Raw genomic sequence first — 26,164 nt, forward strand, 5'->3', positions numbered from 1 at the left:
CGCCCGCGCGCCCTGCCCAGGTCCCTCCCGGTCGCCTCACTCCCCGATACGCCCCCGCACCCAGTCGTGGAACTCGGCGAGGTGGTGCTCGCTGGGCACCAGGACGCCGCCGCCCGCGTAGCCCCGGGAGCTCATGGCGGGCTGGCAGCGCTCACAGGCGTCGAAGTCCTGCCGGTTGACCCGGTCGAAGAGCTCCACCGAACGCGTCAGGTCCCTGCCCTGCGCCACCACCTCCGGCAGGTACAGCCACTCGCACTCGACGAGCGTGCGGTCCGGGGCCAGCGGATACATCCGGTGGAAGATGACATGGTCGGGTACGAGGTTGACGAAGACCTGCGGCCGCACGGTGATCGCGTAGTAGCGGCGGTCCTGCTCCGCCGCGACGGTGGGTATCCGCTCCAGGCCCGCCGAGCCGTCCACGGTGAACCCCTCCGCCTCCTTCGCGAAGGCGGCGCCGTGCCCCACGTAGAACTGCGCCGCGAAGCCGTCCGCGAACTCCGGGAGCACCTCGGTGAGTTCGGGGTGGATGGTGGCGCAGTGGTAGCACTCCATGAAGTTCTCGACGATCAGCTTCCAGTTGGCCCGTACGTCGTAGCTGATCCGCTTGCCGGTCTCCAGGCCCGCGAGGTCGTAGCGGGCGATCGCCTCGCCGTCGCCGAGGCGGGCGGTGACGGCCGCCATCACCTCCTCCTCGAAGGAGCCCGGCCGCTCGGCCAGGTTCACCCACACATAGCCGAGCCACTCGCGCACCTGCACCCGGCCGAGCCCGTAGTCGCGGCGGTCGACATCGGCCATGCTCGTCAGGTTCGGCGCCGCGATCAGCTCGCCCTGGAGGTTGTAGGTCCAGGCGTGGTACGGGCACTGGAAGGCCCGCCGGACCGTGCCCGACTCCTCGGTGCACAGCCGGGCGCCGCGGTGGCGGCAGACGTTGAGGAAGGCGCGCACCCCCTGGTCGCGGCCCCGGGCCACCAGGACGCTCTCGCGCCCGACGGTCACGGTGCGGAAGGCGCCGGGGGCGGCGAGGTCGGCGGAGCGCACCGCGCAGAACCACGAGGTCTCGAAGATGTGCTCCTGCTCCCGTGCGAAGACCTCGGGGCTGGTGTAGTAGGTGCCCGGCAGGGTGGCGATGAGGCTCTGGGTCCGGCTGCTTGTCGTCACGGTGCACTCCTCACTTACACGATGGGGTCGTCCCTACGACGGGGGAAGTCAGGGCGGACCGCCCCCGCCGCCCCGGCGGGCGGGGCGGCGGGGACGGTGGCCGGGGCGGCGCGTCAGCCGGCCGCCTGCGGGGGAGGGGTCACAGCACGGCGGGCTGCTGCGGCACGCGGGCCCCGGCCAGCTGGCGGCGCCACCGCATGAAGGAGCGCGTCCTGTTCACCCCGAGCGCCCCCACCGGGCGCCCGGCCTGCCGGTAGACGGCGAGGAAGCTGCGGTCGTCCACCGCGCCCTCCTCGATCGCCACGCTGTCGGCGGGGCCGGTGTGCCCGGTGAACTGGATCCGCACCCCGTACTGGTCGGACCAGAAGTAGGGCGGCCGGGGCAGTTCCCCGCCCGCCGTGCCGCCGGAGAGCAGGGTGGCCACGGCGGCCGGGGCGCGGTCCCGGGCGCCGGACCAGTGCTCCACCCGGCGGCCGGTGCCGAGCAGCGGGTCGTACCAGGAGGCGCAGTCGCCCACGGCGACGACACCCGGCACCGAGGTGGCACCCGCGGCCGTGCACACCACGCCGTCGCCGAGCGCCACCGAGGAGCCGTGGAGCCAGTCGGTGCAGGGGCGCGAGCCGATGCCGAGGACGACGATGTCGGCGGGTACGGTGCGCCCGTCCGCGAGGACCACCCCGCTCACCCGGTCGGTCCCGGTGAGGCCCTGTACGCCCGTCCCGCAGAGCATCCGCACCCCGTGGTCCACGTGGAGCAGGGAGACGGCGCGGCCCATGGCGGTGCCGAGCACCCCGGCGAGCGGGGCCGGGCCGGACTGGACCAGGGTGACGTCCATGCCGAGTCCGCGCGCGGTCGAGGCGACCTCCGCGCCGACGAAGCCGCCGCCCACCACGACCAGGCGTCCGCCCCCGCGCAGATCACGGCGCAGGGCGCGGGCGTCGTCGAGGGTGCGCAGCAGGTGGACGCCGGGCAGCCGCCGCGCGCCCGGGAGTTCGCGTGCCGAGGCGCCGGTGGCCAGCACGATGCCGTCGGCCCTGAGGGTGGACCCGTCGTCGAGGCCGAGGGTGCGGCTCGGCCCGTCCAGGGCGGTCGCCCGGGTGCCGAGGAGCCACTGCGCGCCGAGGTCCTCGTCCTCGGCCTCCAGGGACAGGGCCTCCTCGTCGATGCTTCCGGCGAGGAACTCCTTGGAGAGCGGGGGCCGGTCGTAGGGGCGGTGCGCCTCCTCGCCGATGATCAGCAGGCGTCCCGCGTAGCCCTGCTTGCGCAGGGCCCGGGCGGCGGAAAGACCTGCCAGTGATGCTCCGACAATGGCCACACTCTTCATGTCGCGCCTCCTGCGACAGGGCCGCGGCCTGCGGCGAAGGGAAGGTTCGGAACGGCGTCCGACAGCACCAGGTGGATCGTCTCCCCCTCGATCACCACCTGGTGGGTGCGTACCGGAAGCCGGGCCGGCGGGACGTCGGCCTGCCCGGTGCGCAGGTCGAACTTCGAGGCGTGCAAGGGGCATTCGACCGCGCACCCCTCCAACCAGCCCTCCGCGAGGGAGGCGTCCTGGTGGGTGCAGGTGTCGTCGATCGCGTAGAACTCGCCGTCCTCGGTGTGGAACACCACGACGGGGGGCTTGGTGTCGAGCCGGAAGGCTTCGCCTCGCGGAAGATCGGCGAGACGGCACACGGGAATCATCATGACACTCCGGTGCGTATAGTGAAACAGATTGCGAGCCGCGCAACGCCAGTGTGGAGACGCCCCCATACCTTGTCAAGGAGCTGCCCGCCCTTCCTTGCCCGGACGGACGCGGGGCCGGACCCGGGGGCTCGGACCTCGTAAAAGCCCAGCTCACAGCGGGAGTTGACGCTCCGGCGCGCGGCCGCCGAGGGTGCGGAAGGCCAGGACAGGGCGGGGAAGTCTGTCTCAAACTACGGGTTCTGTTGCGTAATGCGAGCCGCCGGTGCCCCGTGCGGACAGACGAAAGCCCCCGGACCGGGGAGGGTCCGGGGGCGGTGACGATCGGCGGGCCGGCCGGGGCCGGTCTCAGTCGATGCAGATGAAGAGCACGCAGATTCCGGAGGGGTCCGTCGCCGGGGGATCGCTCGGCTCCGTGGTGGAGGGCGGCGGAGTGGTCGGCGGTGTCGTCGGCGGCGGGGTGGTGCCCGGCGACTGCGGCGGCTCCTCGGTCGGCACCGGGTCGGTGTGCTCGGGACGCTCCGGCGTGGCCGAGGACGGCTTCGCGGAGGGCGTGCCCTGCGGGTGGTCGGCGGAGCGGTGCGCGCGGCTCGGCGAACCGGCCTCCGCGGGCCGGGAGCGGGCCTGCTCCGAGGCGTGCCCGCCGGACTCCTGCACGGGCCGCGTCGAGGTCCGGCTGTCCGGTTCCTGTGTCGCCGAGGGGCCGGAGCCGGGCGTGCCCGAGGAGGGCGCGGTGACCGGCTCGGGCGGGGTGGCGGCATGCGAGGAGCCCGGGGCGGACTTGCCGGGGAGCGCGGCGATGGTGAAGCCGCCGCCGATGAAGGCGAAGGCGGTCGCCGCGGCGGCCCGGCGCTTGTTCTTCCGCCAGCGCTCCTGCTGGCGGCGCCGGGCGGCCCGGCCGAGGCCCGATGCGGCGCTCGCTTCCGGCGGTCGGCCCTGCGCCGCCGTGGCGGCGGAGGCCCCGGCGGCGGCTTCCACCGCGGGCTCCGGGAAGTCCAGGTGCTCGGCCGGGGCGGACGGGTCCAGGGCCTCGTAGGGGGCCATGGTGGCGGTGGCCGCGGCGCCGGACGAGCCGTACGGCGCGATGTCCGGGGCGTAGGCGCCGCAGCCAGGGCAGACGAGGGCCCCGTTGAGCGTGCGGCGGCAGGTGTCGCAGTAATCCATCCGCGCTCTTTCTCTGACTGGTGTCGCGCCAGCGGGGGCCGACCATCGGTGAAGGGGACTCCCGCGCGGGAGCCGGTGTGGAGGAGGAACGGGGGAGCAACGCTAATGGCAGCCGCGGGGCCGAGAGCTCACTCTGTGTGATGCTCTTGCGAAGATCTCTGGGGAATCGCGCACCCTTCGGACGTGTCGGTCGAGGGGCCCGAAAGGCGCCCGGAGCCCGTCGAGTGCCGCGTTGCGGCCACCGCCTCCGGGGCGCGCCGCAAACTCCGGTGACGCGGGAGGGGCCGCCGTGCGACCATCTTCGAGCGACGCCGCCGCCCGGTCCGTACCGGTACGGCACCGGGGCACCCGGGAATCCACGGGGCGTCCCGGACGTTGTCACAGCAGGCGGAGAAGTCCCTTCCGCTGTCCCATTCGCACTGCGTAAGGATCCAATGACCTCCTCCTCTTCCCTCCCCCAGGCCGCACAGAGCTCCGCTCGGACTTCCGTCGATGGACTCGCCAAGGACCTACGGGCCGATGCCCTGATGGAAGAGGACGTCGCCTGGAGCCACGGCATCGACACCGAGCGGGACGGCGCGCAGTACGACCGCTCCGACCGCGCCGCGCTGCGCCGCGTCGCCGGACTCTCCACCGAACTGCAGGACGTCACCGAGGTCGAGTACCGGCAGCTGCGCCTGGAGCGCGTGGTCCTGGTCGGCGTCTGGACCACCGGCACCTCCCAGGAGGCGGAGAACTCCCTCGCGGAGCTGGCCGCCCTCGCGGAGACCGCGGGCGCGCTCGTCCTCGACGGCGTCATCCAGCGTCGCGACAAGCCCGACGCGGCCACCTACATCGGCTCCGGCAAGGCCCGCGAGCTGCTCGACCTCGTCCTGGAGAGCGGGGCGGACACCGTCATCTGCGACGGTGAGCTGTCCCCGGGCCAGCTGATCCACCTCGAAGACGTCGTCAAGGTCAAGGTCATCGACCGTACGGCCCTGATCCTCGACATCTTCGCGCAGCACGCCAAGTCCCGTGAGGGCAAGGCCCAGGTGGCGCTGGCGCAGATGCAGTACATGCTGCCCAGGCTGCGCGGCTGGGGCCAGTCCCTGTCCCGTCAGATGGGCGGCGGCAAGGGCGGCGGCCTCGCCACCCGCGGTCCCGGTGAGACCAAGATCGAGACGGACCGGCGGCGGATCCGCGAGAAGATGGCGAAGATGCGCCGGGAGATCGCGGAGATGAAGACCGGCCGCGAGATCAAGCGCCAGGAGCGCCGCCGCAACAAGGTGCCCTCGGTCGCCATCGCCGGATACACCAACGCGGGCAAGTCCTCGCTGCTCAACCGGCTGACCGGCGCGGGTGTGCTGGTGGAGAACGCGCTGTTCGCCACCCTCGACCCGACCGTGCGCCGGGCCGAGTCGCCGAGCGGGCGGCTCTACACCCTCGCGGACACCGTCGGCTTCGTCCGGCACCTTCCGCACCACCTGGTGGAGGCCTTCCGCTCCACCATGGAGGAGGTCGGCGACAGCGATCTCATCCTGCACGTGGTGGACGGCTCGCACCCGGCCCCCGAGGAGCAGCTCGCGGCCGTCCGCGAGGTGGTCCGGGACGTCGGCGCCACCAAGGTCCCCGAGATCGTGGTGGTCAACAAGGCGGACGCCGCCGACCCGCTCGTCCTGCAGCGGCTGCTGCGCCAGGAGAAGCGGGCCCTGGTGGTCTCGGCCCGCACCGGCCAGGGCATCGCGGAGCTGCGCGCCCTGATCGACGCCGAACTCCCGCGCCCCGAGGTCGAGGTGACCGCCCTGGTGCCGTACGCGCTCGGCCGCCTGGTGGCCCGCGCGCACGACGACGGCGAGGTGATCTCCGAGGAGCACACCCCGGAGGGCACCCTGCTGAAGGCGCGGGTGCACGAGGAACTCGCCGCGGAGCTGGCGCCGTACACCCCGGCCGCCGCGGGCTGAGCCCCGGCGCACCCCGGCAGTACGAGGGCCCGCACCCCCCATCGGGAGTGCGGGCCCTTCGCCGGGCGCGCGGGCTACTGCGAGCCGTACTTCTCGCTCATCATGTCGTAGACGCTCTTGGCGCCCTGGCCGAGCTGCGGTCCGGCCAGCCAGCTGTTGTCCGCCGGGCCCATCGAGGTGTTGGAGACCAGCTGCGACTTGCCGTTCACCGCACGGAACCAGCCGCCGCCGGAGGAGCCGCCGGTCATGGTGCAGCCGATCCGGTACATGGTCGGCAGCTGGGCGCCGATGGACAGATTGCCGGGACGGTCGAGGCACTTGTGCATGACCTGGCCGTCGTAGGGCGGGGCCGCCGGGTAGCCCCAGGCGCCCATGGTGCCGATCTCGCGGGCCTCGGGCACGGTGAAGTCGACGTCGAGCGCGTTGCCGACCGTCTCCTCCAGGGACTTGGTGCCCTGCTCGGGCTTGACGTGCATCACCGCGTAGTCGTAGGCGAAGGCGTCGCTGCCGGAGTGCGCGCCGCCCTCGATCCACTCGTTGGAGGTGGCGACCCAGTCGGCCCAGAACTGGCCGTAGGGCTGGATCTCCTGCTGGGTGGCGCTCTGCAGCGCGGCGCCCTGCTTGCCGTTGTCGTTGTACGAGGGCACGAAGGCGATGTTGCGGTACCAGCCGCCCTGGGCACCGGCGTGCACGCAGTGGCCCGCGGTCCACACCAGGTTGGACTTACCGGGGTTGCGCGGGTCCTTCACGACCGTGCCGGAGCAGACCATCGAGCCCTCGGGGGAGTCGAAGAAGATCTTCCCGACCGGGGCCGCGTAGTCGTGGTACGGCGTCTTCTCGCGCTTGGCCTGCACGGGCTGCGGGTCGGGGTCGCTGTAACCGCCGTCGCCGTAGGAGCTCTTGGCGGCGAGCGTGGTGCCCGGGTCCTTGGCCTTCTCCATCCGGTCGGGCTTCCACAGCCCCTCGATCACCGGATTGACGAAGTCCTTGGCCTCCCGCAGCCACTTGTCCCTGTCCCAGTTCTTCCAGCCGCCGTTCGCCCACTTGTCGGCGTCGATGCCGCGCTCCTTGAGGCGCTCCTTCAGATTGCCGGGCAGCTGGACCTTGTCGCCCTCGGTGCCCTGCGAGGCGGCGCCGGACGGCTTGTCCGCGGCCGAGGTGTCGTCGTCGCCCCCGCCGCAGCCGGTCGCGGTGAGCGACAGGGCGGCGATCAGGCCCGTGGCGGCGACCGTCAGGCGCCGGCCCCGGGAGAAGGGCGATCGTATGGAACGCATGGTGCGAAAACCCCCGTGTGTACCGAAAAGTGTCATGTGCTGGTCAGGGCGTGGCCTGATCGAGTCCTCGGCCCCCTGCCCCGCGGGCCCTACTATGCCGGGCCGATCGAGGACGAACCGGGGCGGGGTGGTGAAGATCTGGCAGTCGGCCACCCCGCCCCGGCCCGGTCCCGCGCCCTGCCTACCGGCCGGCGTACTTCTTGCTCACGGCCTCGTACACGCCCTTGGCCTCCTTGCCCAGGCGCGGACCGGCCAGCCAGCCCGAAGTCACCGGGCCGATCGAGGTGTTGGAGACCAGCGCGGGCTTGCCGTCCGAGCCGGTGGCGAGCCAGCCGCCGCCGGAGGAGCCGCCGGTCATGGTGCAGCCGATCCGGTACATCGTCGGCTGCGCCTCGGCCAGCGAGAGGCGGCCCGGCTTGTCGGCGCAGGAGAAGAGCTTCTGCCCGTCGTAGGGAGGCGCGGCCGGGTAGCCCTTGGCCTTCAGCGACGCGATCTTCGGGACCGCCGGGGCGTCGAAGTCGACCGGCACCGCCGAACCGACCGTCTCCTCCAGGGACTTGCCCTCCTTGCCCTTCTCCGGGGTCACATGGATGACCGCGAAGTCGTACGGCGCGCCCTCGCCGCCGACCGGACCGCCCTGCTCGATCCACTGGTCCGAGGTCTGCACCCAGTCACCCCACCAGACGCCGTAGGGGGCGATCTCCTCGCGGGTGGCCCGCTCCAGCTCCGAGGTCGGCTTCGCGTCGTTGTTGTACGAGGGCACGAAGGCGATGTTGCGGTACCAGCCGCCCTCCTTGCCCGCGTGCACGCAGTGACCCGCGGTCCACACCAGGTTGGACTTGCCGGGGTGCGCCGGGTCCTTCACCACGGTCGCCGAGCAGACCATCGAGCCCTTGGGGGAGTCGAAGAGCAGCTTCCCGGCCTCGGCCGCGTTGCCGTGGTAGGGCGCGGCCGCCGCCTCGGCCTTGACCGGCGACGGGGTCGGGTCGGTGACGCCCTGGTCGCCGGAGATGTCGTTCTCGTCGACGTCCTTCTCCGGCGGGTTGGCGTCACGCATCCGGTCCGGGTCCCACAGCCCGTCGATGATCGGGTTGATGAAGTCCTTGGCCTCGCGGAGCCACTTGTCCCGGTCCCAGTTCTTCCAGTCGCCGTTCTTCCAGGAGTCCAGGTCGATCCCGCGCTCCTTGAGCCGGTCCCGGATGTCCGCCGGAATCCCGTCGTGCTCGCTGTGGCCCGGGTCCGAGGCGGTGGGGCTGCTCTCGCCGCCCGCGTTGTCGTCCTCGGGTCCGCAGGCGGTCGCGGTCAGGGCAAGTGCCGCACCGAGGGCGAGACTTGCCGCCACCGGGGTTCTGCGGCGCGCGGGGCCTCCCCTGCGCGCGGCGAAGAGCGGGCGTATGGATCGCATGGAGTTGACTCCCCCTGGCTGAAATGAGACGCACCCGCCGGACGGCGGGGCCCCGGCGGACCGGGCGCCGTCCGGCTCTGTGCTGCTGAACGGCCACCCACACTATGCCGGGGCCGTTCGCGGGTTCCGACGGGACGGCAACGGTTCCGTCACGACAAGGATCTTCCGGCCACCCGTGATCCCCCGGCGGATGCGTCGTTGTAGGGGCGGGGGGTCCGCCACCGGTGCCCGGCCCTCCGCGCTGAGCGAAGGCGCAGGCGGCGCCGGTGCGCAGCAGGGGAGGACGAGGACCCGTGGCGCTGACCGAGCCCGCGCACACCCCAGGGCCCCGCGAGCCCGGCCCGCTCCGGAGCGAGGAGCCCGCGGCCGGGCGCCCGCGGCGCCCCCGTGGACACGGCACCGAGCCGGGCGCCCTGCCGATCGTGCCGGTGCGCGCCCGCGGGCTCACCGTGGAGGGCGCCGACGGCCGCCGCTACCTGGACTGCCTCTCCGGCGGGGGCGCGCTCGCCCTCGGACACAACCACCCCGTGGTGCTCGCGGCGATCCGGGACGTCCTCGACTCCGGCGAACCCCTCCAGGCGGCCGGTCTGACCAGCCGCCTCCAGGACGCCTTCGTCACCGAACTGTTCAGGACACTGCCGCCGGATCTCGCCGGCCGGGCCCGGGTGCGGTTCTGCTCCCCGGCCGGCGCCCGGGCGGCCGCCGCGGCCCTGCGCCTGGTCCGCCCGGCCACCGGCCGCTCCACGCTCCTCACCTTCGCCGATGCCCGACCGGACTCCTGCGCGGACGACTTGGCCGGTGCCGAGGTGATCCGGCTGCCCGCCCCGCGCGAGCACCCGGGAGACCCGGAGGCCGCCGGACTCCGGGAGGCCGAGGCGCTGCTCACCGGGGCCGGAGGCCGGGCGGGCGGCATCGCGGGCGTACTCCTCGCCCCCGTCCGGGACGAGGGCGGCACCCCCTCCGCCCAGGACGCGTGGCTGCGCCGACTGCGCGCGCTCACCGCCGCCCACGGCGTCCCGCTGCTCTCCGACGAGACCAGGACCGGCCTCGGCCGCACCGGGACCTTCTGGGGCGTCGAGCACAGCGGGGTGGTCCCGGACGTGATGGTCCTCGCCGGCGCCCTCGGCGGCGGTCTGCCGCTCGCCGCCCTCGTCCACCGCGCGGAGTACGACGGCGAACTCCCCGACTCCGCCTGCCCGTTCCGCGCCAACCAGCTCGCCCTGGCCGCGGGCGCCGCCACCCTGGCCCACATCCGCCGGGCCGGTCTCGCCGACCGGGCGGCGCGACTCGGCGGGTACCTCCTCGGGCGGCTCCGGTCGCTCGCGGACGGGTTCGAGGCCATGGGGGAGGTCCACGGCCGGGGCCTGATGATCGGGATCCCGCTCCTCACCCCGGGCGGCACCGCGGGCGAGCCCCCGGCCCCCGCGCCCCGGCTCGCCCGCCGGGTCCGGTCCGCCTGCCTCGCCCGCGGCCTCCTGGTCGGACTCGGCGGCCCCGACTCCTCGGTCGTACGGCTGCTTCCGCCGCTCACCCTCACCGAGGAGCAGACCGCGGCCGTGCTCGACCGGCTCGCCGAAGCCCTGTCCGCGGCCCTCACCGCGCCCGCGGACCGCACCTTTCCCACACCCCCGAGGTAGACCCCGTGAACGCCACGCCCTCATCCGACGGCACCCCCCGCAAGCCCGGCCGGGAGGAGTACGGCCCGCCCGGTGCCGCCGTGCCCCGGCAGGCGGCCGGACCGCGCCCCGTACCGGCGCACCCCGCCCGGGAGGTGCCCGGGCAGGCGGGCGCCGACCTCCTCGACCACCCCGACGCCCGGCTCGCCGCGCAGGGCGCCGCGGCCGAGAACCTGCTGCGCTGCTGGGTGCGCGAGCGGCATCCGGCCGAGCCCGAGGGCGGCGTCCTGCGGCTTCCGCTGCCCGCGACTGGCACCGCCCTGCTGGTGCCGGTGCACTACTGGTCGGCCTGCGGCTGGCACCGCTTCGGGCTGCCGCGCCTGGAGGGTGCCCCGGCCGCCGCGCCCCCGCTCGACGCGGTCGCCCTCGCGGCGCTGCTCGGCGCGGAGGGCGCCGAGGCCGCGCCCGCCGAGCAGGGCCGGGTGCCGGGCCAGGGCGCCGGGCGCCGCCCCGCCCTGCCGTCACCGGACGCCACCGACCTCGTCGCCAGGGTCGCCGACTCGGTGCGCCGCACCGCCGGATTCCTCGCCGGCCGCCGGGCCCGCCCCGGCGACCAGCCCGACCTCTTCCTCGCCGCCGAGCAGTCCCTCGTCCTCGGGCACCCCCTGCACCCCGCGCCGAAGAGCAGGGAGGGCTTCTCCGAGGCCGAGGGGGAGCGGTACGCGCCCGAACTGCGCGGCAGTTTCCCCCTGCACTGGATCGCCGCCCACCACTCGGTGCTGCGCGCCGACTCCGCGTGGACCGAGCGCGGCCGGGCGGTACCCGCCGAGACCCTCGCCGCCCGGCTCGGCGGCCGGGACCTCGTACTGCCGGAAGGATTCGCCGCCGTGCCCGCGCACCCCTGGCAGATCCGGGAACTGCGCCACCGGGAGGACGTCGGCGCCCTCTTCTCCGCGGGGCTGCTCCTCGACCTCGGGGCGCACGGCGACCCCTGGAGCCCCACCTCCTCGGTGCGCACCGTCTACCGCACCGGCGCCCCCGCCATGCTCAAGCTCTCGCTCGGCGTGCGGATCACCAACTCCCGCCGCGAGAACCTGCGCAAGGAACTCCACCGCGGGGTCGAGGTGCACCGGCTGCTGCGCGGCGGGCTCGCGGCGCGCTGGCGGCAGCGGCACCCCGGCTTCGACATCGTGCGCGACCCCGCCTGGCTCGGTATCGACGGACCGGACGGCACGCCCGTCACCGGGCTCGATGTGATGATCCGGCACAACCCCTTCGGCCCCGGCGACGACGTGGCCTGCGTCGCGGGCTTCCTCGCCCCGCGCCCCGTCGGAGACGGCACCGGCCCGCTGCGCTCCCGCCTCGCCGAGACCGTCGGCCGCCTCGCGGCCCGCACCGGGGCACCCCTGCACGCGGTCTCCGCCGAATGGTTCCTGCGCTATCTGGAACAGGTCGTACGGCCCGTGCTCTGGCTGGACGGCGAGGCGGGCATCGCCCTGGAGGCGCACCAGCAGAACACCCTGCTGCTCCTCGACCCGGAGGGCTGGCCCGCGGGCGGCCGCTACCGCGACAACCAGGGCTACTACTTCCGCGAGTCCAGACGGGCCGAACTCTCCGCGCTGCTCCCCGGCGTCGGCGAGGCCGGGGACACCTTCGTCGCCGACGCCGTGACCGACGAGCGCTTCGCCTACTACCTCGGCATCAACAACGTCCTCGGCCTCATCGGCGCCTTCGGCTCCCAGGGCCTGGCCGAGGAGGAACTCCTGCTCGCCGCCTTCCGCCGCTTCCTCACCGAGGCGGTGGGCAGCGGACGTTCGGCCCTGCCCGCCCAGCTCCTGGAGGCGCCCGTACTGCGCTGCAAGGCGAACCTGCTCACCAGGCTGCGCGGACTGGACGAACTGGTCGGCCCGGTCGACACCCAGTCCGTCTACGTCACCCTCGCCAACCCCCTGCTGCCCTGACCCCGCCGCCGTTCCCGGCCGTCCCCGAGGAGCCCGCCGTGCCCCCTGCCGAAGCCGGTACGAGTCCCGGCGCCCCCGCCGCCTCGGGGCCCCGGGCCCCGGTGGTTGCGGACACCGCGGGCCCCGAGGACACCCTCGAACTGCGGCTGCCCGCCGAGTTCACCCAGCTCTTCCTCTCCCGCCCGGCCGGGCCCGCCGCCGGATCAGCGGGCGAGGACCTGCTCGACGGGGTCGCCGGATGGGGGCCCGCCCGTACCGCCTTCGGCGAGTTCCAGCTCGAACCGGTGCGCCCGGAGCGGGACCTGGCGCTCCTGAGCCGGTGGATGAACGACCCCGCCGTGGACGAGTTCTGGGAACTGGCGGGACCCGAGGAGACCACCGCCGCGCATCTGCTGCCCCAGCTCCAGGGCGACGGCCGCAGCCTGCCCTGCCTGGGACTCCTGGACGGCGCCCCCATGAGCTACTGGGAGCTCTACCGGGCCGACCTCGACCCGCTGGCCCGCCACTACCCGGCCCGCCCGCACGACACCGGCGTCCATCTGCTCATCGGCGCGGTGGGCGACCGCGGCCGGGGCCTCGGGAGCACCCTGCTGCGCGCCGTCGCCGACCTCGTCCTCGCGCACCGCCCCCGCTGCACCCGGATCCTCGCCGAGCCGGACCTGCGCAACACGCCTTCCGTGGCGGCCTTTCTGAGCGCCGGGTTCCGGCTGAGCGCCGAGGTCGACCTCCCCGGCAAGCGCGCCGCCCTGATGGTGCGCGAACGCGCCCTGCGCTCCGCCCTGACCCCGCTCCGGTAGCGAACCGCCCGGTCCCGGTGGCGGCCGGGGCTCAGCAGGGAACCGGCCGCTTCTCCCGGAACCACCGCCGCTCCGCCTCGCTCCCGGTCGGCGGCGGGCGCGGCCGGTTCGGCGCGGACACCGGGCGGTGAGGGGGTGGACGAGGACCGGGCGCTCGCCGAACTGTCCACCCTGGTCGGGGCGCTGGTCCTCTCCCGGGCCAGCGCGGGCGAGGAGATCTCGGAGCGCATCCTCACGGCTCGTCCTCGACCGGCTCACCCGCGAGGACGGGCCGGGGGACTGACCTCCGGGCTGTCGGGCCGCCGGGCTGCCGGGTCGCCGGGCTGCCGGTCGCTCAGGGCTGTCCGCCGGTCCGCTCCGTACGGCCTGACTGCCTGGCTGCCCGCCCTGTCCACCGGTCCGCGCCCTCCGGCCGACCGCCGGACCGCCCCTTCCCGCGGGCCTCCGGCCGCCCGCCGCCGCGGCCCGGCCGGCCACCCGGGACGCCCTCCCACACGCCGGTTCGAACCCCTCCCCGCCTCCGGTGCACGGGGCCCGGGAGGCGGGCGCGCTGTCGGTGCCACGTCGTAGGCTGGTCGCCCTATGACGTCCTCGCGCCCCACACTCCCCGAGCTTCTGCACGCCGCCGTCGAAGCGGTCGGCGGCACCGAGCGACCCGGCCAGGTGACCATGGCCGAAGCCGTCGGCGACGCCATCGACGACGGCTCCCACCTGCTGATCCAGGCGGGCACCGGCACCGGCAAGTCCCTCGGCTACCTGGTCCCCGCGCTGGCCCACGGCGAGCCGGTGGTCGTCGCCACCGCGACCCTGGCCCTGCAGCGCCAGCTGGTCCAGCGCGACCTGCCGCGCACCGTGGACGCGCTCCATCCGCTGCTGCGCCGCAGGCCCGAGTTCGCGATGCTCAAGGGCCGCTCGAACTACCTGTGCCTGCACCGGCTGCACGAGGGCATGCCGCAGGAGGAAGAGGAGGGCCTCTTCGACCAGTTCGAGGCCGCCGCGCCCTCCAGCAAGCTCGGCCAGGATCTGCTGCGGCTGCGCGACTGGTCCGACGAGACCGAGACCGGCGACCGCGACGACCTCACCCCCGGCGTCTCCGACCGGGCCTGGGCGCAGGTCGCGGTCTCCTCCCGCGAGTGCCTGGGCGCGAGCCGCTGCGCGTACGGCGCCGAGTGCTTCGCGGAGAACGCCCGCGAGCGCGCCAAGCTCTCCGACGTGGTCGTCACCAACCACGCCCTGCTCGCCATCGACGCCATCGAGGGCGCCCCGGTGCTGCCCAAGCACGGCGTCCTCATCGTCGACGAGGCGCATGAACTCGTCTCCCGGGTGACCGGCGTGGCCACCGGTGAGCTGACCCCGGGCCAGGTCAACCGGGCGGTCCGCCGCGCCGCCAAACTGGTCGACGAGAAGATCGCCGACCAGATGCAGACCGCCGCCGAGGGCTTCGAGCGCCTCATGGAGCTGGCCCTGCCCGGCCGCCTCGAAACCGTCCCCGAGGACCTCTCGTACGCGATGCTGGCGATGCGGGACGCCGCCCGCAATGTGGTCTCCGCGCTCGGCCGGACCCGCGACAAGTCCGTGCAGGACGAGGACGCGGTCCGCAAGATGGCGCTCGCCTCCATGGAGACCGTGCACGATGTCGCGGAGCGGATCACCCACGGCTCGGAGTACGACGTCGTCTGGTACGAGCGCCACGACCGCTTCGGCGCCTCGGTGAAGGTCGCCCCCATGTCCGTCTCCGGGCTGCTGCGCGAGAAGCTGTTCGCGGAGCGCTCGGTGGTGCTCACCTCCGCCACCCTCAAGCTCGGCGGCGACTTCAACGGCGTCGGCGCCTCCCTCGGCCTCGCCCCGGAGGGCACGGTCACCCCCGAGGGCACCGAGGACACCCCCGCCCCGGTGTGGAAGGGCCTCGACGTCGGCTCGCCCTTCGACTACCCGAGGCAGGGCATCATGTACGTGGCCTCGCACCTCTCCCGGCCCGCCCGGGACGCGGACCGGCGCGACATGCTCGACGAACTGACCGAGCTGATCCAGGCGGCGGGCGGCCGCACCCTCGGCCTCTTCTCCTCGATGCGCGCCGCCCAGCTCGCCGCGGAGGAACTGCGCACCCGCATCCCGGAGTTCCCGATCCTGCTCCAGGGCGAGGAGACCCTCGGCGAGCTGATCAAGAACTTCGCGGCGGACGAGAAGACCTGCCTCTTCGGCACCCTCTCGCTCTGGCAGGGCGTCGATGTCCCGGGCCCCGCCTGCCAGTTGGTGGTGATGGACAAGATCCCCTTCCCGCGTCCCGACGACCCGCTGATGAGCGCCCGGCAGAAGGCGGTCGAGGAGGGCGGGGGCAACGGCTTCATGGCGATCGCCGCCACCCACGCCGCCCTGCTCATGGCCCAGGGCGCGGGCCGCCTGGTCCGCGCCGCCGGCGACCGCGGCGTGGTGGCGGTCCTCGACCCCCGCCTGGCCACCGCCCGGTACGGCAGCTATCTGCGCGCCTCGATGCCCGCCTTCTGGTACACCACCGACCGCAACCAGGCCCGCAGGTCCCTGGCCGCCATCGACGCGGCGGCGCGCGCGTCCTCCTAGTCCGCCGCAGTGGGTATAGCTCTGCCCGCCACGACCGCGCCGCCAACTATGGCGGTCGGCCCCATGTCCGGGACACCGCGCCGTTCCTACGGTGACGGCCATGGAGAGCACCCGCGGTCCCCAGGCCCGCCCGCCGCAGCCCACCGCCGACGCGCCCGCAGCCGAGCAGGGCCACGCCGCGCTTCCGCTGCCGGGCGGCCGGTTCCTGGCCGGCCGCACCGCACTCGTCACCGGGGCGGCCAGCGGCATCGGGCGCTCCTGCGCCTACGCCCTCGCCGCCGCCGGGGCCCATGTCCACGTTGTCGACCGCGCCGCGGACGAGGCCAAGGCGGTCGCCGAGGAGACCGGCGGCACCGTGCACGCGGTCGACCTCGCCGACCCCGAGGCGGTGGACGCCCTGCCCGCCGAGATCGACATCGTGGTCAACAACGCGGGCTTCCAGCACATCGCCCCCCTGCACGAGTTCCCGCCCGAGCGCTTCACCGCCATCCAGCGCGTGATGGTGGAGGCCCCCTTCCGCATCCTGCGCCGGACCCTGCCCCATATGTACGACCGCGGCTGGGGCCGGATCGTCAACATCTCCTCCGTCCACGGGCTGCGCGCCTCCCCGTTCAAGTCCGCGTACGTCACCGCCAAGCACGCCCTCGAAGGGCTGAGCAAGGTGACCGCCCTGGAGGGCGCCCTGCACGGGGTCACCAGCAACTGCCTGTGCCCCGGCTATGTCCGCACCCCCCTGGTGACCGAGCAGATCGCCGCCCAGTCCCGCGCGCACGGCATCCCCGAGGCGCAGGTCCTCGACGAGGTCCTGCTCGCCACCTCCGCCGTGAAGCGGCTGGTGGAACCCGAGGAGGTGGCCGGCGCCGCCCTGTGGCTCTGCGGCCCGCTCAGCGCCTCGGTCACCGGCATGTCCCTGCCCATGGACGGCGGCTGGACGGCCCGCTGAACCATCGCCGCCCCTGAACACCCGTACCACCGAAGGCTTTTCACCCGCTCCCCGCACCGGTCGCGGCCGCCCCGCGCACCCGGACACCCGCACCCCCGTCCCCTCCCCGAGAACGGTGACACCCATGGCCAGCGCTCCCGCCGACGCCGGACCCCCCGGCACCGCACCCACCAGCCCCCGGGCCCTGCGCAAGGTCGTCGCAGCCAGCCTCATCGGTACCACCGTGGAGTGGTACGACTACTTCCTGTACGGATCAGCCGCCGCCCTGGTCTTCGGCAAGGTCTTCTTCCCGGAGTCCGACCCGCTCACCGGCACCCTGCTCTCCTTCCTCACCTACGCCATCGGCTTCGCCGCCCGGCCGCTCGGCGCCCTGGTCTTCGGGCACTACGGCGACCGGATCGGCCGCAAGAAGCTTCTGGTCGTCAGCCTGCTGATGATGGGCGGCGCCACCACCCTGATCGGCTGCGTCCCCGGCTACAACACCATCGGCATCGCGGCGCCCATCCTGCTCACCCTGCTCCGGGTGGTGCAGGGCTTCGCCCTCGGCGGCGAGTGGGGCGGGGCGGTGCTCCTGGTCTCCGAGCACGGTGACGCCCGGCGCCGCGGCTTCTGGGCCTCCTGGCCGCAGGGCGGCGCCCCCGCCGGAAACCTCATCGCGGTCGGGGTGCTCTCGCTGATGACCACCCTGCTCAGCGACGAGGCCTTCAACAGCTGGGGCTGGCGGGTGCCCTTCCTGTTCTCCGCGGTCCTGGTCGGCATCGGCATGTGGATCCGGCTCGCGGTCGACGAGTCCCCGCTGTTCAAGGAGGCGCTGGCCCGCTCCGAGCGCCGCAAGGCCGAGCAGGGCGCCGTCGAGCAGCCGCCGATGCTGGCGGTGGTGCGCCACCACTGGCGGGACATCCTGGTCGCCATGGGCGCCCGGATGGCGGAGAACATCTCGTACTACCTGATCACCACCTTCGTCCTCGCCTACTGCGTGGACCACCTCGAACTCGGCAAGCAGACCGCGCTGAACGCCGTACTGATCGGCTCCGCCGTGCAGTTCTGCCTCATCCCGCTCTTCGGCGCGCTCTCCGACCGGGTGGGCCGCAAACCGGTCTACTTCGTGGGCGCCCTCGGCGTCGGCGTCTGGACCTGGTTCTTCTTCGCCCTCCTGGACACCAAGTCCTTCCCCGCGCTGGTCCTCGCGGTCACCGTCGGACTGGTCTTCCACAGCGCGATGTACGCCCCGCAGGCCGCCTTCTTCTCCGAGCTGTTCGCGACCCGGATGCGGTACTCGGGGGCCTCCATCGGCGCCCAGTTCTCCTCCGTCGCGGCCGGGGCGCCCGCCCCGCTGATCGCCACCGCCCTGCTCTCCGGCTACGGCACCTCCACCCCGATCTCGGTCTATATGACGCTGGCCGCCGTGCTCACCCTGGTGGCCCTGCTCGCCGCCCGGGAGACCCGCGGCCGGGACCTGGCCGCGGTGGAACCCGGCGCGCCCGAGGATGTCCGCCCGACGGCCGGGAAGGCGGCCGTCACCCGCAGGTGAGGGGCGAGGAGGGGGTCGCCGCCGCTCCGGGCCCCTCCCGTCTGACAGATGGCAGGTGACAGATGACGGATGACGATCATTGAAATCTGTCATCTGTCATCTGTCATCCGTCATCTGATGCCTGTCGGCCGCTCCGGCCCCCTCCCCGCCCCCGCTCTGACACGATGGCCCGCACCATGCGCGAACCCGCCCCCGCCCTCGCCCCCCACCTGCGCAGGCTGCTCGACCTCCTCGACCGGGACGCGCCCGCGGAGGACTTCGGCGCCCTGCTCGCCGCCGCCCGCGGCGAGGGCCTGCGCCCGCCCGCCCTGGACACCCTCGAAGGAGCCGCGCAGACCGCCCTGCGCATCCGCCGCACCCTGCACCAGCACCGGCGCCGGGAGGCCGAGCTCTCCGCCCTCTTCGACACCGCCGGGGACCTCGCCGCCCTGCGCGAACTCGACGCCGTACTGCGCTCCATCGTCCGCCGCGCCCGCACCCTGCTCGGCACCGACACCGCGTACCTCACGCTCCCCGACGAGGCCGCGGGCGACACCTATATGCGGGTCACCGACGGCAGCGTCTCCCCGGTCTTCCAGAACCTGCGCCTGGAGCTCGGCGAGGGCCTCGGCGGGCTCGTCGCGCAGACCGCCCGGCCCTACGCCACCGCCGACTACCCGACCGACAGCCGCTTCCGGCACACCTCGAACATCGACAACGGGGTGAGCGAGGAGGGCCTGGTCGCCATCCTCGGGGTGCCGCTGCTGCTCGGCTCGGACGCGGCGGAGGGCGGCAAGGTGATCGGCGTCCTCTTCGCCGCGGACCGCTCGCCGCGGTCCTTCAGCCCCGAGGAGGTGGCGCTGCTCGGCTCCCTCGCCGCGCACGCCGCCATCGCCATCGACACCGCGCACGCCATCGAGAACGCCCGCCGGGCACTGGCCGAACTCGCCGAGGCCAACGCCGTCATCCGGGAGCACTCCGCCGCCATGCAGCGGGCCGAGGAGGCCCACGACCGGCTCAGCGACCTGGTGCTCGGCGGCGGCGACATCGCGGACGTGGCCGCCGCCGTCGCCTCCCTCTTCCGCGGCCCGATCACCATCCACGACCCCGAGGGCCGCACCCTCGCCGCGGTCGGCGGCACCGGGGGCGGGGCCTACCGGGGCGCCGTCGCGGCGCCCTTCGCCACCCGCGCCGCCGAGGAGTCGCGGGCCGCGGGCCGCGCGGTGTACCGGGACGGCCGCTGGGTGTGCGCGGTGCTCGCCGGGGCCCAGCTCCTCGGCTCCCTGGTGCTGCACGAGCGGGCCGAGCTGAGCGACCCGGACCGCCGCCTCTTCGAACGCGCCGGGGTGGTGACGGCGCTCCTCCTGCTGCTGCGCCGCTCCGTCGCGGAGACCGAGAACCGGGTACGCGGCGAACTGGTCGCCGATCTCCTCGCCGCCCCCGACCGCGATCCGGACGGACTCGTCGCCCGCGGTCACCGGCTCGGCCTCGACCTCACCCGCCCCCTCCTGGTGCTCGCCGCCGAGGCCCCCGCCGAGAGCCGTGCCCGGCTCGCCGCGGCGGCCCCGCAGTACCTCTTCGGCGGCGAGGGCATCGGTGCCGAGCACGGCCAGCGCGTCGTCCTGCTGCTGCCGTACGAGGGCACCGAGCCCGGCAGCGCCGCCCGCGCCGCCGCGGCGGACCTCAGCCACCGGCTCGGCGTCCCGGTCACCGTGGCCGGGGCGGGCCCGGCGGCCGGTCCGCCCGAGCTGGCCGAGGCGCACGCCGAGGCGGTGCGCTGCCTGCGGGCCCTGCACATCCTCGGGCGGACCGGCGAGGGCGCCTGCGCGGCGGAGCTGGGCTTCCTCGGGGTGCTGCTCGGCGACAGCCACGACGTCGACGGCTTCGTACGGGCGGCGCTCGGCGCGCTGCTCGCCTACGACCGGCGCCGGGGGACCGAGCTGGTGCGCACCCTGGGGGCCTACTTCGCCTCCGGTGGCAGCCTGACCCGTACCAAGGACGTTCTGCACGTGCACGTCAACACGGTGGTGCAGCGGCTCGACCGGATCGGCGCCCTGCTCGGCAAGGACTGGAACAGCCCCGAGCGGGCCTTGGAACTCCAACTCGCCCTGCGGCTGCACCAGTTGGCGGAGGGCTCACCGGACTCACCCCCGGCCGCGGAATCCTGAGCCGGTCGCCACCCGCATACGGACCGGCCGCGGAATCCTGAGCCGGTCCGCGGCCGGGAGGCGGCGTCACACAACCGACCCCGGAACCGGCGCAGTTGGTTCCGGGGTCGGCAGGGACGGCGCACGGTGGCGCCGGGGCCGGGAGAGGGAGGTCAGACGCGGCGCAGGACCGCGACCACCTTGCCGAGGATGGTGGCCTCGTCGCCGTTGATGGGCTGGTAGGCCGTGTTGTGGGGGAGCAGCCAGACATGGCCGTCCTCCCGCTTGAAGCGCTTGACGGTGGCCTCGCCCTCCAGCATGGCCGCCACGATGTCGCCGTTCTCCGCGACCGGCTGGCGGCGCACCGTCACCCAGTCCCCGTCGCAGATCGCGGCGTCGATCATCGAGTCGCCGACCACCTTCAGCACGAACAGCTCGCCGTCGCCGACCAGTTGGCGGGGGAGCGGGAAGACGTCCTCGACGGACTCCTCCGCGAGGATCGGGCCACCCGCGGCGATCCGGCCGACCAGCGGTACATACGAGGCGGCGGGCTTGCCGCTGGTGTCGGTGGGCTGCACGCTCGGCGTGTCCGAGCCGCGGACCTCGTAGGCGCGCGGGCGGTGCGGGTCGCGGCGCAGGAAGCCCTTGCGCTCCAGGGCCATCAGCTGGTGGGCCACCGAGGAGGTGCTGGACAGGCCGACGGCCTGGCCGATCTCGCGCATCGACGGCGGGTACCCCCGGCGCTGCACGGAGTCGCGGATCACCTCGATCACCCGCCGCTGGCGGTCGGTGAGCCCCGAGCTGTCTGCCCTGATCCCGGGTGGCCTGCCGGGCAGGGAGCGCGCGGGGCGCGTCCCCTCCTGCGGTGCCTGGTTCCTCGCTGCGTCGTTCATGGCATGCACCGGCTCGAATCGGCCCGGGGAACGGTCCTGGGCAGTGATGGCTGCACTGTCTGCGCTGGTGGTCACGTCGGCCCCTCTCGGCATCTTCTCCCTGGTTGGACAACGGTAGTTGCTTTCGAAAGGTTGCGCCAAACACACGTTCGAGTGAAAAAGTGCAGATTACCTGACGTGATCATGTGCACCGGTGTAGGGAACCCCTCCCGGGAGGCGTCCGGGCCCGTCGAGTACGCTGCACCGCCGTGACCGGGGCCGCCGCCCCGCCCCTCGGCCGGGGCAAGTCTGCCACCCGGCGGGCCCCGGGATCCGTACCGCCCCGCGGAAGCGGCGCCCGCCCGTCGCCCCGTGCTGCCGGTGGGTGACCCGGCGTGCGCGGCACGTTCCCAACTCCCCGCGGCGACACGCGAGATGGCGTGCAAATTCGCGCCGCGACACCACATCTAGTGGTTGGATTGCGGCAGCGGCCCAGAAGTTGTGCTGAGTGGTCGTGGAGTACCGGCGGGATCGCCTATGCTGGGCACTGCTTCCGAGGGGCCTCAACGGCCCCTCGGTGTCGAGGATTCGTGCGTGCGAAGGAGCGTCGAGAGTTATGCACTGCCCCTTCTGCAGGCACCCCGACAGCCGTGTGGTCGACAGCAGGACCACCGACGACGGCACCTCCATCAGGAGGCGCCGCCAGTGCCCCGACTGCTCGCGGCGGTTCACCACCGTCGAGACCTGTTCACTGATAGTGATCAAACGCAGCGGCGTCACCGAACCGTTCAGCCGCACCAAGGTGATCAACGGGGTGCGGAAAGCCTGCCAGGGCCGTCCGGTCACCGAGGACGCCCTCGCGCAGCTCGGGCAGCGCGTCGAAGAGGCCGTGCGTGCCACCGGCAGTGCCGAGCTGACGACCCACGACGTGGGCCTCGCCATACTCGGCCCGCTGCAGGAACTCGACCTCGTCGCCTATCTGCGGTTCGCGTCCGTCTACCGGGCGTTCGACTCGCTGGAGGACTTCGAGGCCGCCATCGTCGAACTGAGGAACGGCCTCGCGCGCGGTTCCGCCGCCCGGCAGGAGGATGCCGGACGGTCACGCGAGGCGAGCGACAGTGGACACGGGGTGACCGACGGCGCCCCCGTGTCTGCGGCGACGGCCGACTGACCGCACGCCCCGCCGCCCGTCAAGCGGGCGGTGAAGGGGCAGGTCGTCGGCGCAGGAAGGTTTTGCTGCGGGCGGGCTCAGTGATGCCCGCGGCATCGATTCAACAATGTGTCACGGGAAGAACGCGGCACTTCGGGGCGTTATCGCCCGGTACAGGGAGGCGGCATGACAGAGACGGCGAGCGGTCCGGCACGAGGTTCCCGTTCCAAGGGAGCCAAGGCCGGCAAGGGAATGCGCGTGGAGCGTGTGCACACGACCCCCGGCGTCCACCCCTACGACGAGGTGGCCTGGGAGCGTCGTGACGTCGTCATGACCAACTGGCGCGACGGCTCGGTCAACTTCGAGCAGCGCGGCGTGGAGTTCCCCGAGTTCTGGACGGTGAACGCGGTCAACATCGTCACCAGCAAGTACTTCCGCGGCGCGGTGGGCACCCCGCAGCGCGAGACCGGTCTGAAGCAGCTGATCGACCGGATCGTGAAGACGTACCGCAAGGCCGGCGAGGACCACCGCTACTTCGCCTCCCCGGCGGACGCCGAGATCTTCGAGCACGAGCTCGCCTACGCCCTGCTGCACCAGATCTTCAGCTTCAACTCCCCGGTGTGGTTCAACGTCGGCACCCCCCAGCCGCAGCAGGTCTCCGCCTGCTTCATCCTCTCCGTCGACGACTCCATGGAGTCGATCCTCGACTGGTACAAGGAAGAGGGCATGATCTTCAAGGGCGGTTCGGGCGCCGGCCTGAACCTCTCCCGGATCCGCTCCTCCAAGGAGCTGCTCTCCTCCGGCGGCAACGCCTCCGGCCCGGTCTCCTTCATGCGCGGCGCGGACGCCTCCGCGGGCACCATCAAGTCGGGCGGCGCCACCCGCCGGGCTGCCAAGATGGTCATCCTCGACGTCGACCACCCCGACGTGGAGGACTTCATCCAGACCAAGGTGAAGGAGGAGGAGAAGATCCGCGCCCTGCGCGACGCGGGCTTCGACATGGACCTGGGCGGCGACGACATCACGTCCGTCCAGTACCAGAACGCCAACAACTCGGTCCGGGTCGACGACGCCTTCATGAAGGCCGTCGAGACCGGCGCCAAGTTCGGCCTGCGCGCCCGGATGACCGGCGAGGTCATCGAGGAGGTCGACGCCAAGTCGCTCTTCCGCAAGATGGCCGAGGCCGCCTGGGCCTGCGCCGACCCGGGCATCCAGTACGACGACACGATCAACCACTGGCACACCTGCCCGGAGTCCGGCCGGATCAACGGCTCGAACCCCTGCAGCGAGTACATGCACCTGGACAACACGTCCTGCAACCTCGCCTCGCTGAACCTGATGAAGTTCCTCAAGGACGACGGTCTCGGCAACCAGTCCTTCGAGGCCGAGCGCTTCGCCAAGGTCGTCGAGCTGGTCATCACCGCGATGGACATCTCCATCAGCTTCGCGGACTTCCCGACCCAGAAGATCGGCGAGAACACCCGCGCCTTCCGCCAGCTCGGCATCGGCTACGCCAACCTCGGCGCCCTGCTGATGGCCACCGGCCACGCCTACGACTCCGACGGCGGCCGCGCCCTCGCCGGTGCCATCACCTCCCTGATGACCGGCACCTCCTACCGGCGCTCCGCCGAACTCGCCGCGGTCGTCGGCCCGTACGAGGGCTACGCCCGCAACGCGGGGCCGCACAAGCAGGTCATGAAGCAGCACGCGGACGCCAACGCCGCGGCCGTGCGCATGGACGACCTGGACACCCCGGTGTGGGCCGCAGCGACCGAGGCCTGGCAGGACGTGATCCGGCTCGGCGAGAAGAACGGCTTCCGCAACTCCCAGGCCTCCGTGATCGCCCCGACCGGCACCATCGGCCTGGCGATGTCCTGCGACACCACCGGCCTCGAACCGGACCTGGCGCTGGTCAAGTTCAAGAAGCTGGTCGGCGGCGGCTCGATGCAGATCGTCAACGGCACCGTCCCGCAGGCCCTGCGCCGCCTCGGCTACCAGGAGGAGCAGATCGAGGCGATCGTCGCGCACATCGCCGAGCACGGGAACGTCATCGACGCCCCCGGCCTGAAGCCCGCGCACTACGAGGTCTTCGACTGCGCGATGGGCGAGCGCTCCATCTCCGCGATGGGCCACGTCCGGATGATGGCCGCGATCCAGCCCTGGATCTCCGGCGCCCTCTCCAAGACGGTCAACCTCCCTGAGTCGGCCACCGTCGAGGACGTCGAGGAGGTCTACTTCGAGGCCTGGAAGCTGGGCGTCAAGGCACTCGCCATCTACCGCGACAACTGCAAGGTCGGCCAGCCGCTCTCCGCGAAGAAGAAGGACGTCGCGGATGAGGAGAAGGCCGAGATCGCGGCCAGGGCCGAGGAGGCCATCCGCGGCGCGGTCGAGAAGGTCGTCGAGTACCGCCCGGTCCGCAAGCGCCTGCCCAAGGGCCGCCCCGGCATCACCACCTCCTTCACGGTCGGCGGCGCCGAGGGCTATATGACCGCCAACTCCTACCCGGACGACGGTCTCGGCGAGGTCTTCCTGAAGATGTCCAAGCAGGGCTCGACCCTCGCGGGCATGATGGACGCCTTCTCCATCGCGGTCTCGGTCGGCCTCCAGTACGGCGTGCCGCTGGAGACGTACGTCTCGAAGTTCACCAATATGCGCTTCGAGCCCGCGGGCATGACCGACGACCCGGACGTGCGGATGGCGCAGTCGATCGTCGACTACATCTTCCGCCGCCTGGCGCTGGACTTCCTGCCCTTCGAGACCCGCTCCGCCCTTGGCATCCACTCCGCCGAGGAGCGCCAGCGCCACCTGGAGACCGGTTCGTACGAGCCGTCCTACGACGACTCGGTGGACGTGGACGTGGAGGGCCTCGCCCAGTCCGCGCCCCGGCGCACCGAGTCCCTGAAGGCGGTCGACGACGCCAAGGAGGCGGGCGCCGCCCCCGCCCCGCCGCAGGCGCACACCAGCGCCGAACTCGTCGAGATGCAGCTGGGCATCCAGGCGGACGCCCCGCTCTGCTTCTCCTGCGGCACCAAGATGCAGCGCGCCGGTTCCTGCTACATCTGCGAGGGCTGCGGCTCGACCAGCGGGTGCAGCTGAGCCATGCCGATCCCGGGCTGACCCCGGACCGAAGTGAACACCTGTGGCGGAGCCGGAGTCGACGGCTCCGCCACACGGCGTCGGCGGGCCGGGCCCGGAGCCCGGCGGAACCGATTCTTCCCAACTCCCGCGCGCCCGTGCCCCGGAGACCGCGGCGCGAGTGGCTCCGCCGGGCCGCCCGCGACCCGGCCGATGTGCTGCCGGAGCATGACCATGACCACACCCCGTGGCCTTACGATGGCGCGGTGCTGGTCAAGTGGATTCGCTGCACCGTCGTCGACCGCCGGGGTTTTGAGCGAGGGCAGCGGAAATGGGCGGGACTCCCCGGTGAGCCGGGCTTCCGCGGGCAGGGCGGCGGCTGGAGCCGCGGCAAGGCGGGAGTGGCGCACCTCTTCTCCTTCTGGGAGAGCCGCGCCTTCTACGACTCCTTCATGGCCCGCTCCCACGCCCGGCTCGCCGCGGCGCAGTCCGGGACCTTCAAGAACCCCCAGGTCAAGCTCTTCGAGTACCGCTTCGATGTGAAGACCGGCTTCGAACCGCGCTTCACCGGCGCCGATCTGCTCCGCTTCGCCCACTGCCGGGTCCACGAGGAGCGCGCCGAGCACTTCGCGCTCATGCAGGAGAAGGTGTGGAACCCGGCGATGGCGGGCTCACCCGGCATGGTCCGGGGCCTGTTCGCCGAGGCCCCCGGCACCGAGTTCCTGATCCTCTCGCTCTGGGAGTCGGCCGCCGAACACGGCAAGTACCGCACCGAACGCGTCGAGCGGCTCTCGCTGCGCGCCCAGACCAGCGCCGACATCGCCGCCATCGACGGCGACCTGGTGGACCTCGAACCCTCCTGGACCGTCTGACCTCGGCCGAACCGGCCGCC

At 73.2% G+C, this 26,164-nt stretch carries 18 protein-coding genes; 11 read left to right on the forward strand and 7 right to left on the reverse strand.

Annotation, left to right across the window (positions count from 1 at the left end):
- Window positions 1–36 precede the first annotated feature (36 nt).
- From HFV08_RS16315 to HFV08_RS16330, 4 genes are all read right to left on the reverse strand, one after another.
- A complete protein-coding gene (locus HFV08_RS16315) occupies window positions 37–1,158 on the reverse strand; it encodes an aromatic ring-hydroxylating oxygenase subunit alpha (RefSeq protein ID WP_168540159.1) in 1,122 nt (373 codons plus the stop codon).
- A 139-nt stretch (window positions 1,159–1,297) separates the two neighbouring features.
- Window positions 1,298–2,482, reverse strand: a complete 1,185-nt coding sequence (locus HFV08_RS16320) for an NAD(P)/FAD-dependent oxidoreductase (protein ID WP_168540161.1) — start codon at window positions 2,480–2,482, stop codon at window positions 1,298–1,300.
- Window positions 2,479–2,844 (reverse strand): bifunctional 3-phenylpropionate/cinnamic acid dioxygenase ferredoxin subunit, encoded by a 366-nt coding sequence (locus tag HFV08_RS16325; RefSeq protein WP_040247461.1) that lies wholly within the window; start codon window positions 2,842–2,844, stop codon window positions 2,479–2,481. The genes HFV08_RS16320 and HFV08_RS16325 overlap by 4 nt, the downstream gene beginning before the upstream one ends.
- A 345-nt stretch (window positions 2,845–3,189) precedes the next feature.
- On the reverse strand, window positions 3,190–4,005 hold the full coding sequence (locus HFV08_RS16330) for an SCO2400 family protein (protein WP_168540058.1): 816 nt from the start codon (window positions 4,003–4,005) through the stop codon (window positions 3,190–3,192).
- A gap of 434 nt (window positions 4,006–4,439) precedes the next feature.
- Between HFV08_RS16330 and hflX the strand changes: the two genes are divergently transcribed.
- The gene (gene hflX, locus HFV08_RS16335; RefSeq protein ID WP_168540163.1) at window positions 4,440–5,945 is read left to right on the forward strand and encodes a GTPase HflX; all 1,506 of its coding nucleotides are present in this window, start codon (window positions 4,440–4,442) and stop codon (window positions 5,943–5,945) included.
- Window positions 5,946–6,019: 74 nt separating this feature from the next.
- On the opposite strand, the gene HFV08_RS16340 is transcribed toward hflX, so the two are convergent.
- Both HFV08_RS16340 and HFV08_RS16345 read right to left on the reverse strand, forming a co-directional pair.
- Window positions 6,020–7,219 (reverse strand): trypsin-like serine peptidase, encoded by a 1,200-nt coding sequence (locus HFV08_RS16340; protein ID WP_168540165.1) that lies wholly within the window; start codon window positions 7,217–7,219, stop codon window positions 6,020–6,022.
- 181 nt (window positions 7,220–7,400) lie between these two features.
- Window positions 7,401–8,624: a trypsin-like serine peptidase gene (locus tag HFV08_RS16345; RefSeq protein ID WP_168540167.1), complete on the reverse strand. Its 1,224-nt coding sequence runs from the start codon at window positions 8,622–8,624 to the stop codon at window positions 7,401–7,403.
- 293 nt (window positions 8,625–8,917) lie between these two features.
- On the opposite strand from HFV08_RS16345, the gene HFV08_RS31170 reads away from it, so the two are divergent.
- The 7 genes from HFV08_RS31170 to HFV08_RS16375 all read left to right on the forward strand — a co-directional run bounded on the left by HFV08_RS31170 (window position 8,918) and on the right by HFV08_RS16375 (window position 20,196).
- Window positions 8,918–10,261 (forward strand): aminotransferase class III-fold pyridoxal phosphate-dependent enzyme, encoded by a 1,344-nt coding sequence (locus tag HFV08_RS31170; RefSeq protein ID WP_312885650.1) that lies wholly within the window; start codon window positions 8,918–8,920, stop codon window positions 10,259–10,261.
- A 5-nt stretch (window positions 10,262–10,266) separates the two neighbouring features.
- Complete coding sequence (locus HFV08_RS31630; protein ID WP_376770643.1) at window positions 10,267–12,201, forward strand: IucA/IucC family protein; 1,935 nt, start codon at window positions 10,267–10,269, stop codon at window positions 12,199–12,201.
- 38 nt (window positions 12,202–12,239) lie between these two features.
- Window positions 12,240–12,998 carry a GNAT family N-acetyltransferase gene (locus HFV08_RS31635; RefSeq protein WP_168540169.1) on the forward strand — a complete coding sequence of 253 codons (759 nt, stop codon included), beginning with the start codon at window positions 12,240–12,242 and terminating at the stop codon, window positions 12,996–12,998.
- A 582-nt stretch (window positions 12,999–13,580) separates the two neighbouring features.
- A complete protein-coding gene (locus HFV08_RS16360; RefSeq protein ID WP_168540171.1) occupies window positions 13,581–15,575 on the forward strand; it encodes an ATP-dependent DNA helicase in 1,995 nt (664 codons plus the stop codon).
- A gap of 100 nt (window positions 15,576–15,675) precedes the next feature.
- Window positions 15,676–16,518: a 3-hydroxybutyrate dehydrogenase gene (locus tag HFV08_RS16365; protein ID WP_168540173.1), complete on the forward strand. Its 843-nt coding sequence runs from the start codon at window positions 15,676–15,678 to the stop codon at window positions 16,516–16,518.
- A gap of 124 nt (window positions 16,519–16,642) precedes the next feature.
- Entirely contained in the window at window positions 16,643–18,049 is a 1,407-nt protein-coding gene (locus HFV08_RS16370) for an MFS transporter (protein ID WP_168540175.1), read from the forward strand.
- A gap of 176 nt (window positions 18,050–18,225) precedes the next feature.
- A complete protein-coding gene (locus HFV08_RS16375; protein ID WP_168540419.1) occupies window positions 18,226–20,196 on the forward strand; it encodes a helix-turn-helix domain-containing protein in 1,971 nt (656 codons plus the stop codon).
- A gap of 152 nt (window positions 20,197–20,348) precedes the next feature.
- On the opposite strand, the gene lexA is transcribed toward HFV08_RS16375, so the two are convergent.
- Window positions 20,349–21,143, reverse strand: a complete 795-nt coding sequence (gene lexA / locus HFV08_RS16380) for a transcriptional repressor LexA (RefSeq protein WP_168540177.1) — start codon at window positions 21,141–21,143, stop codon at window positions 20,349–20,351.
- A gap of 520 nt (window positions 21,144–21,663) precedes the next feature.
- Here lexA and nrdR point away from each other — a divergent pair.
- The 3 genes from nrdR (at window position 21,664) to HFV08_RS16395 (ending at window position 26,144) form a co-directional block, all read left to right on the forward strand.
- On the forward strand, window positions 21,664–22,218 hold the full coding sequence (gene nrdR, locus HFV08_RS16385; RefSeq protein ID WP_168540179.1) for a transcriptional regulator NrdR: 555 nt from the start codon (window positions 21,664–21,666) through the stop codon (window positions 22,216–22,218).
- 165 nt (window positions 22,219–22,383) lie between these two features.
- Window positions 22,384–25,293, forward strand: a complete 2,910-nt coding sequence (locus HFV08_RS16390; RefSeq protein ID WP_168540181.1) for a vitamin B12-dependent ribonucleotide reductase — start codon at window positions 22,384–22,386, stop codon at window positions 25,291–25,293.
- A gap of 245 nt (window positions 25,294–25,538) precedes the next feature.
- Window positions 25,539–26,144 carry a YdbC family protein gene (locus HFV08_RS16395; protein ID WP_040256399.1) on the forward strand — a complete coding sequence of 202 codons (606 nt, stop codon included), beginning with the start codon at window positions 25,539–25,541 and terminating at the stop codon, window positions 26,142–26,144.
- Window positions 26,145–26,164: the final 20 nt, after the last annotated feature.

The organism is Streptomyces physcomitrii (assembly GCF_012273655.1).
Taxonomy (GTDB): Bacteria; Actinomycetota; Actinomycetes; order Streptomycetales; family Streptomycetaceae; genus Streptomyces; species Streptomyces physcomitrii.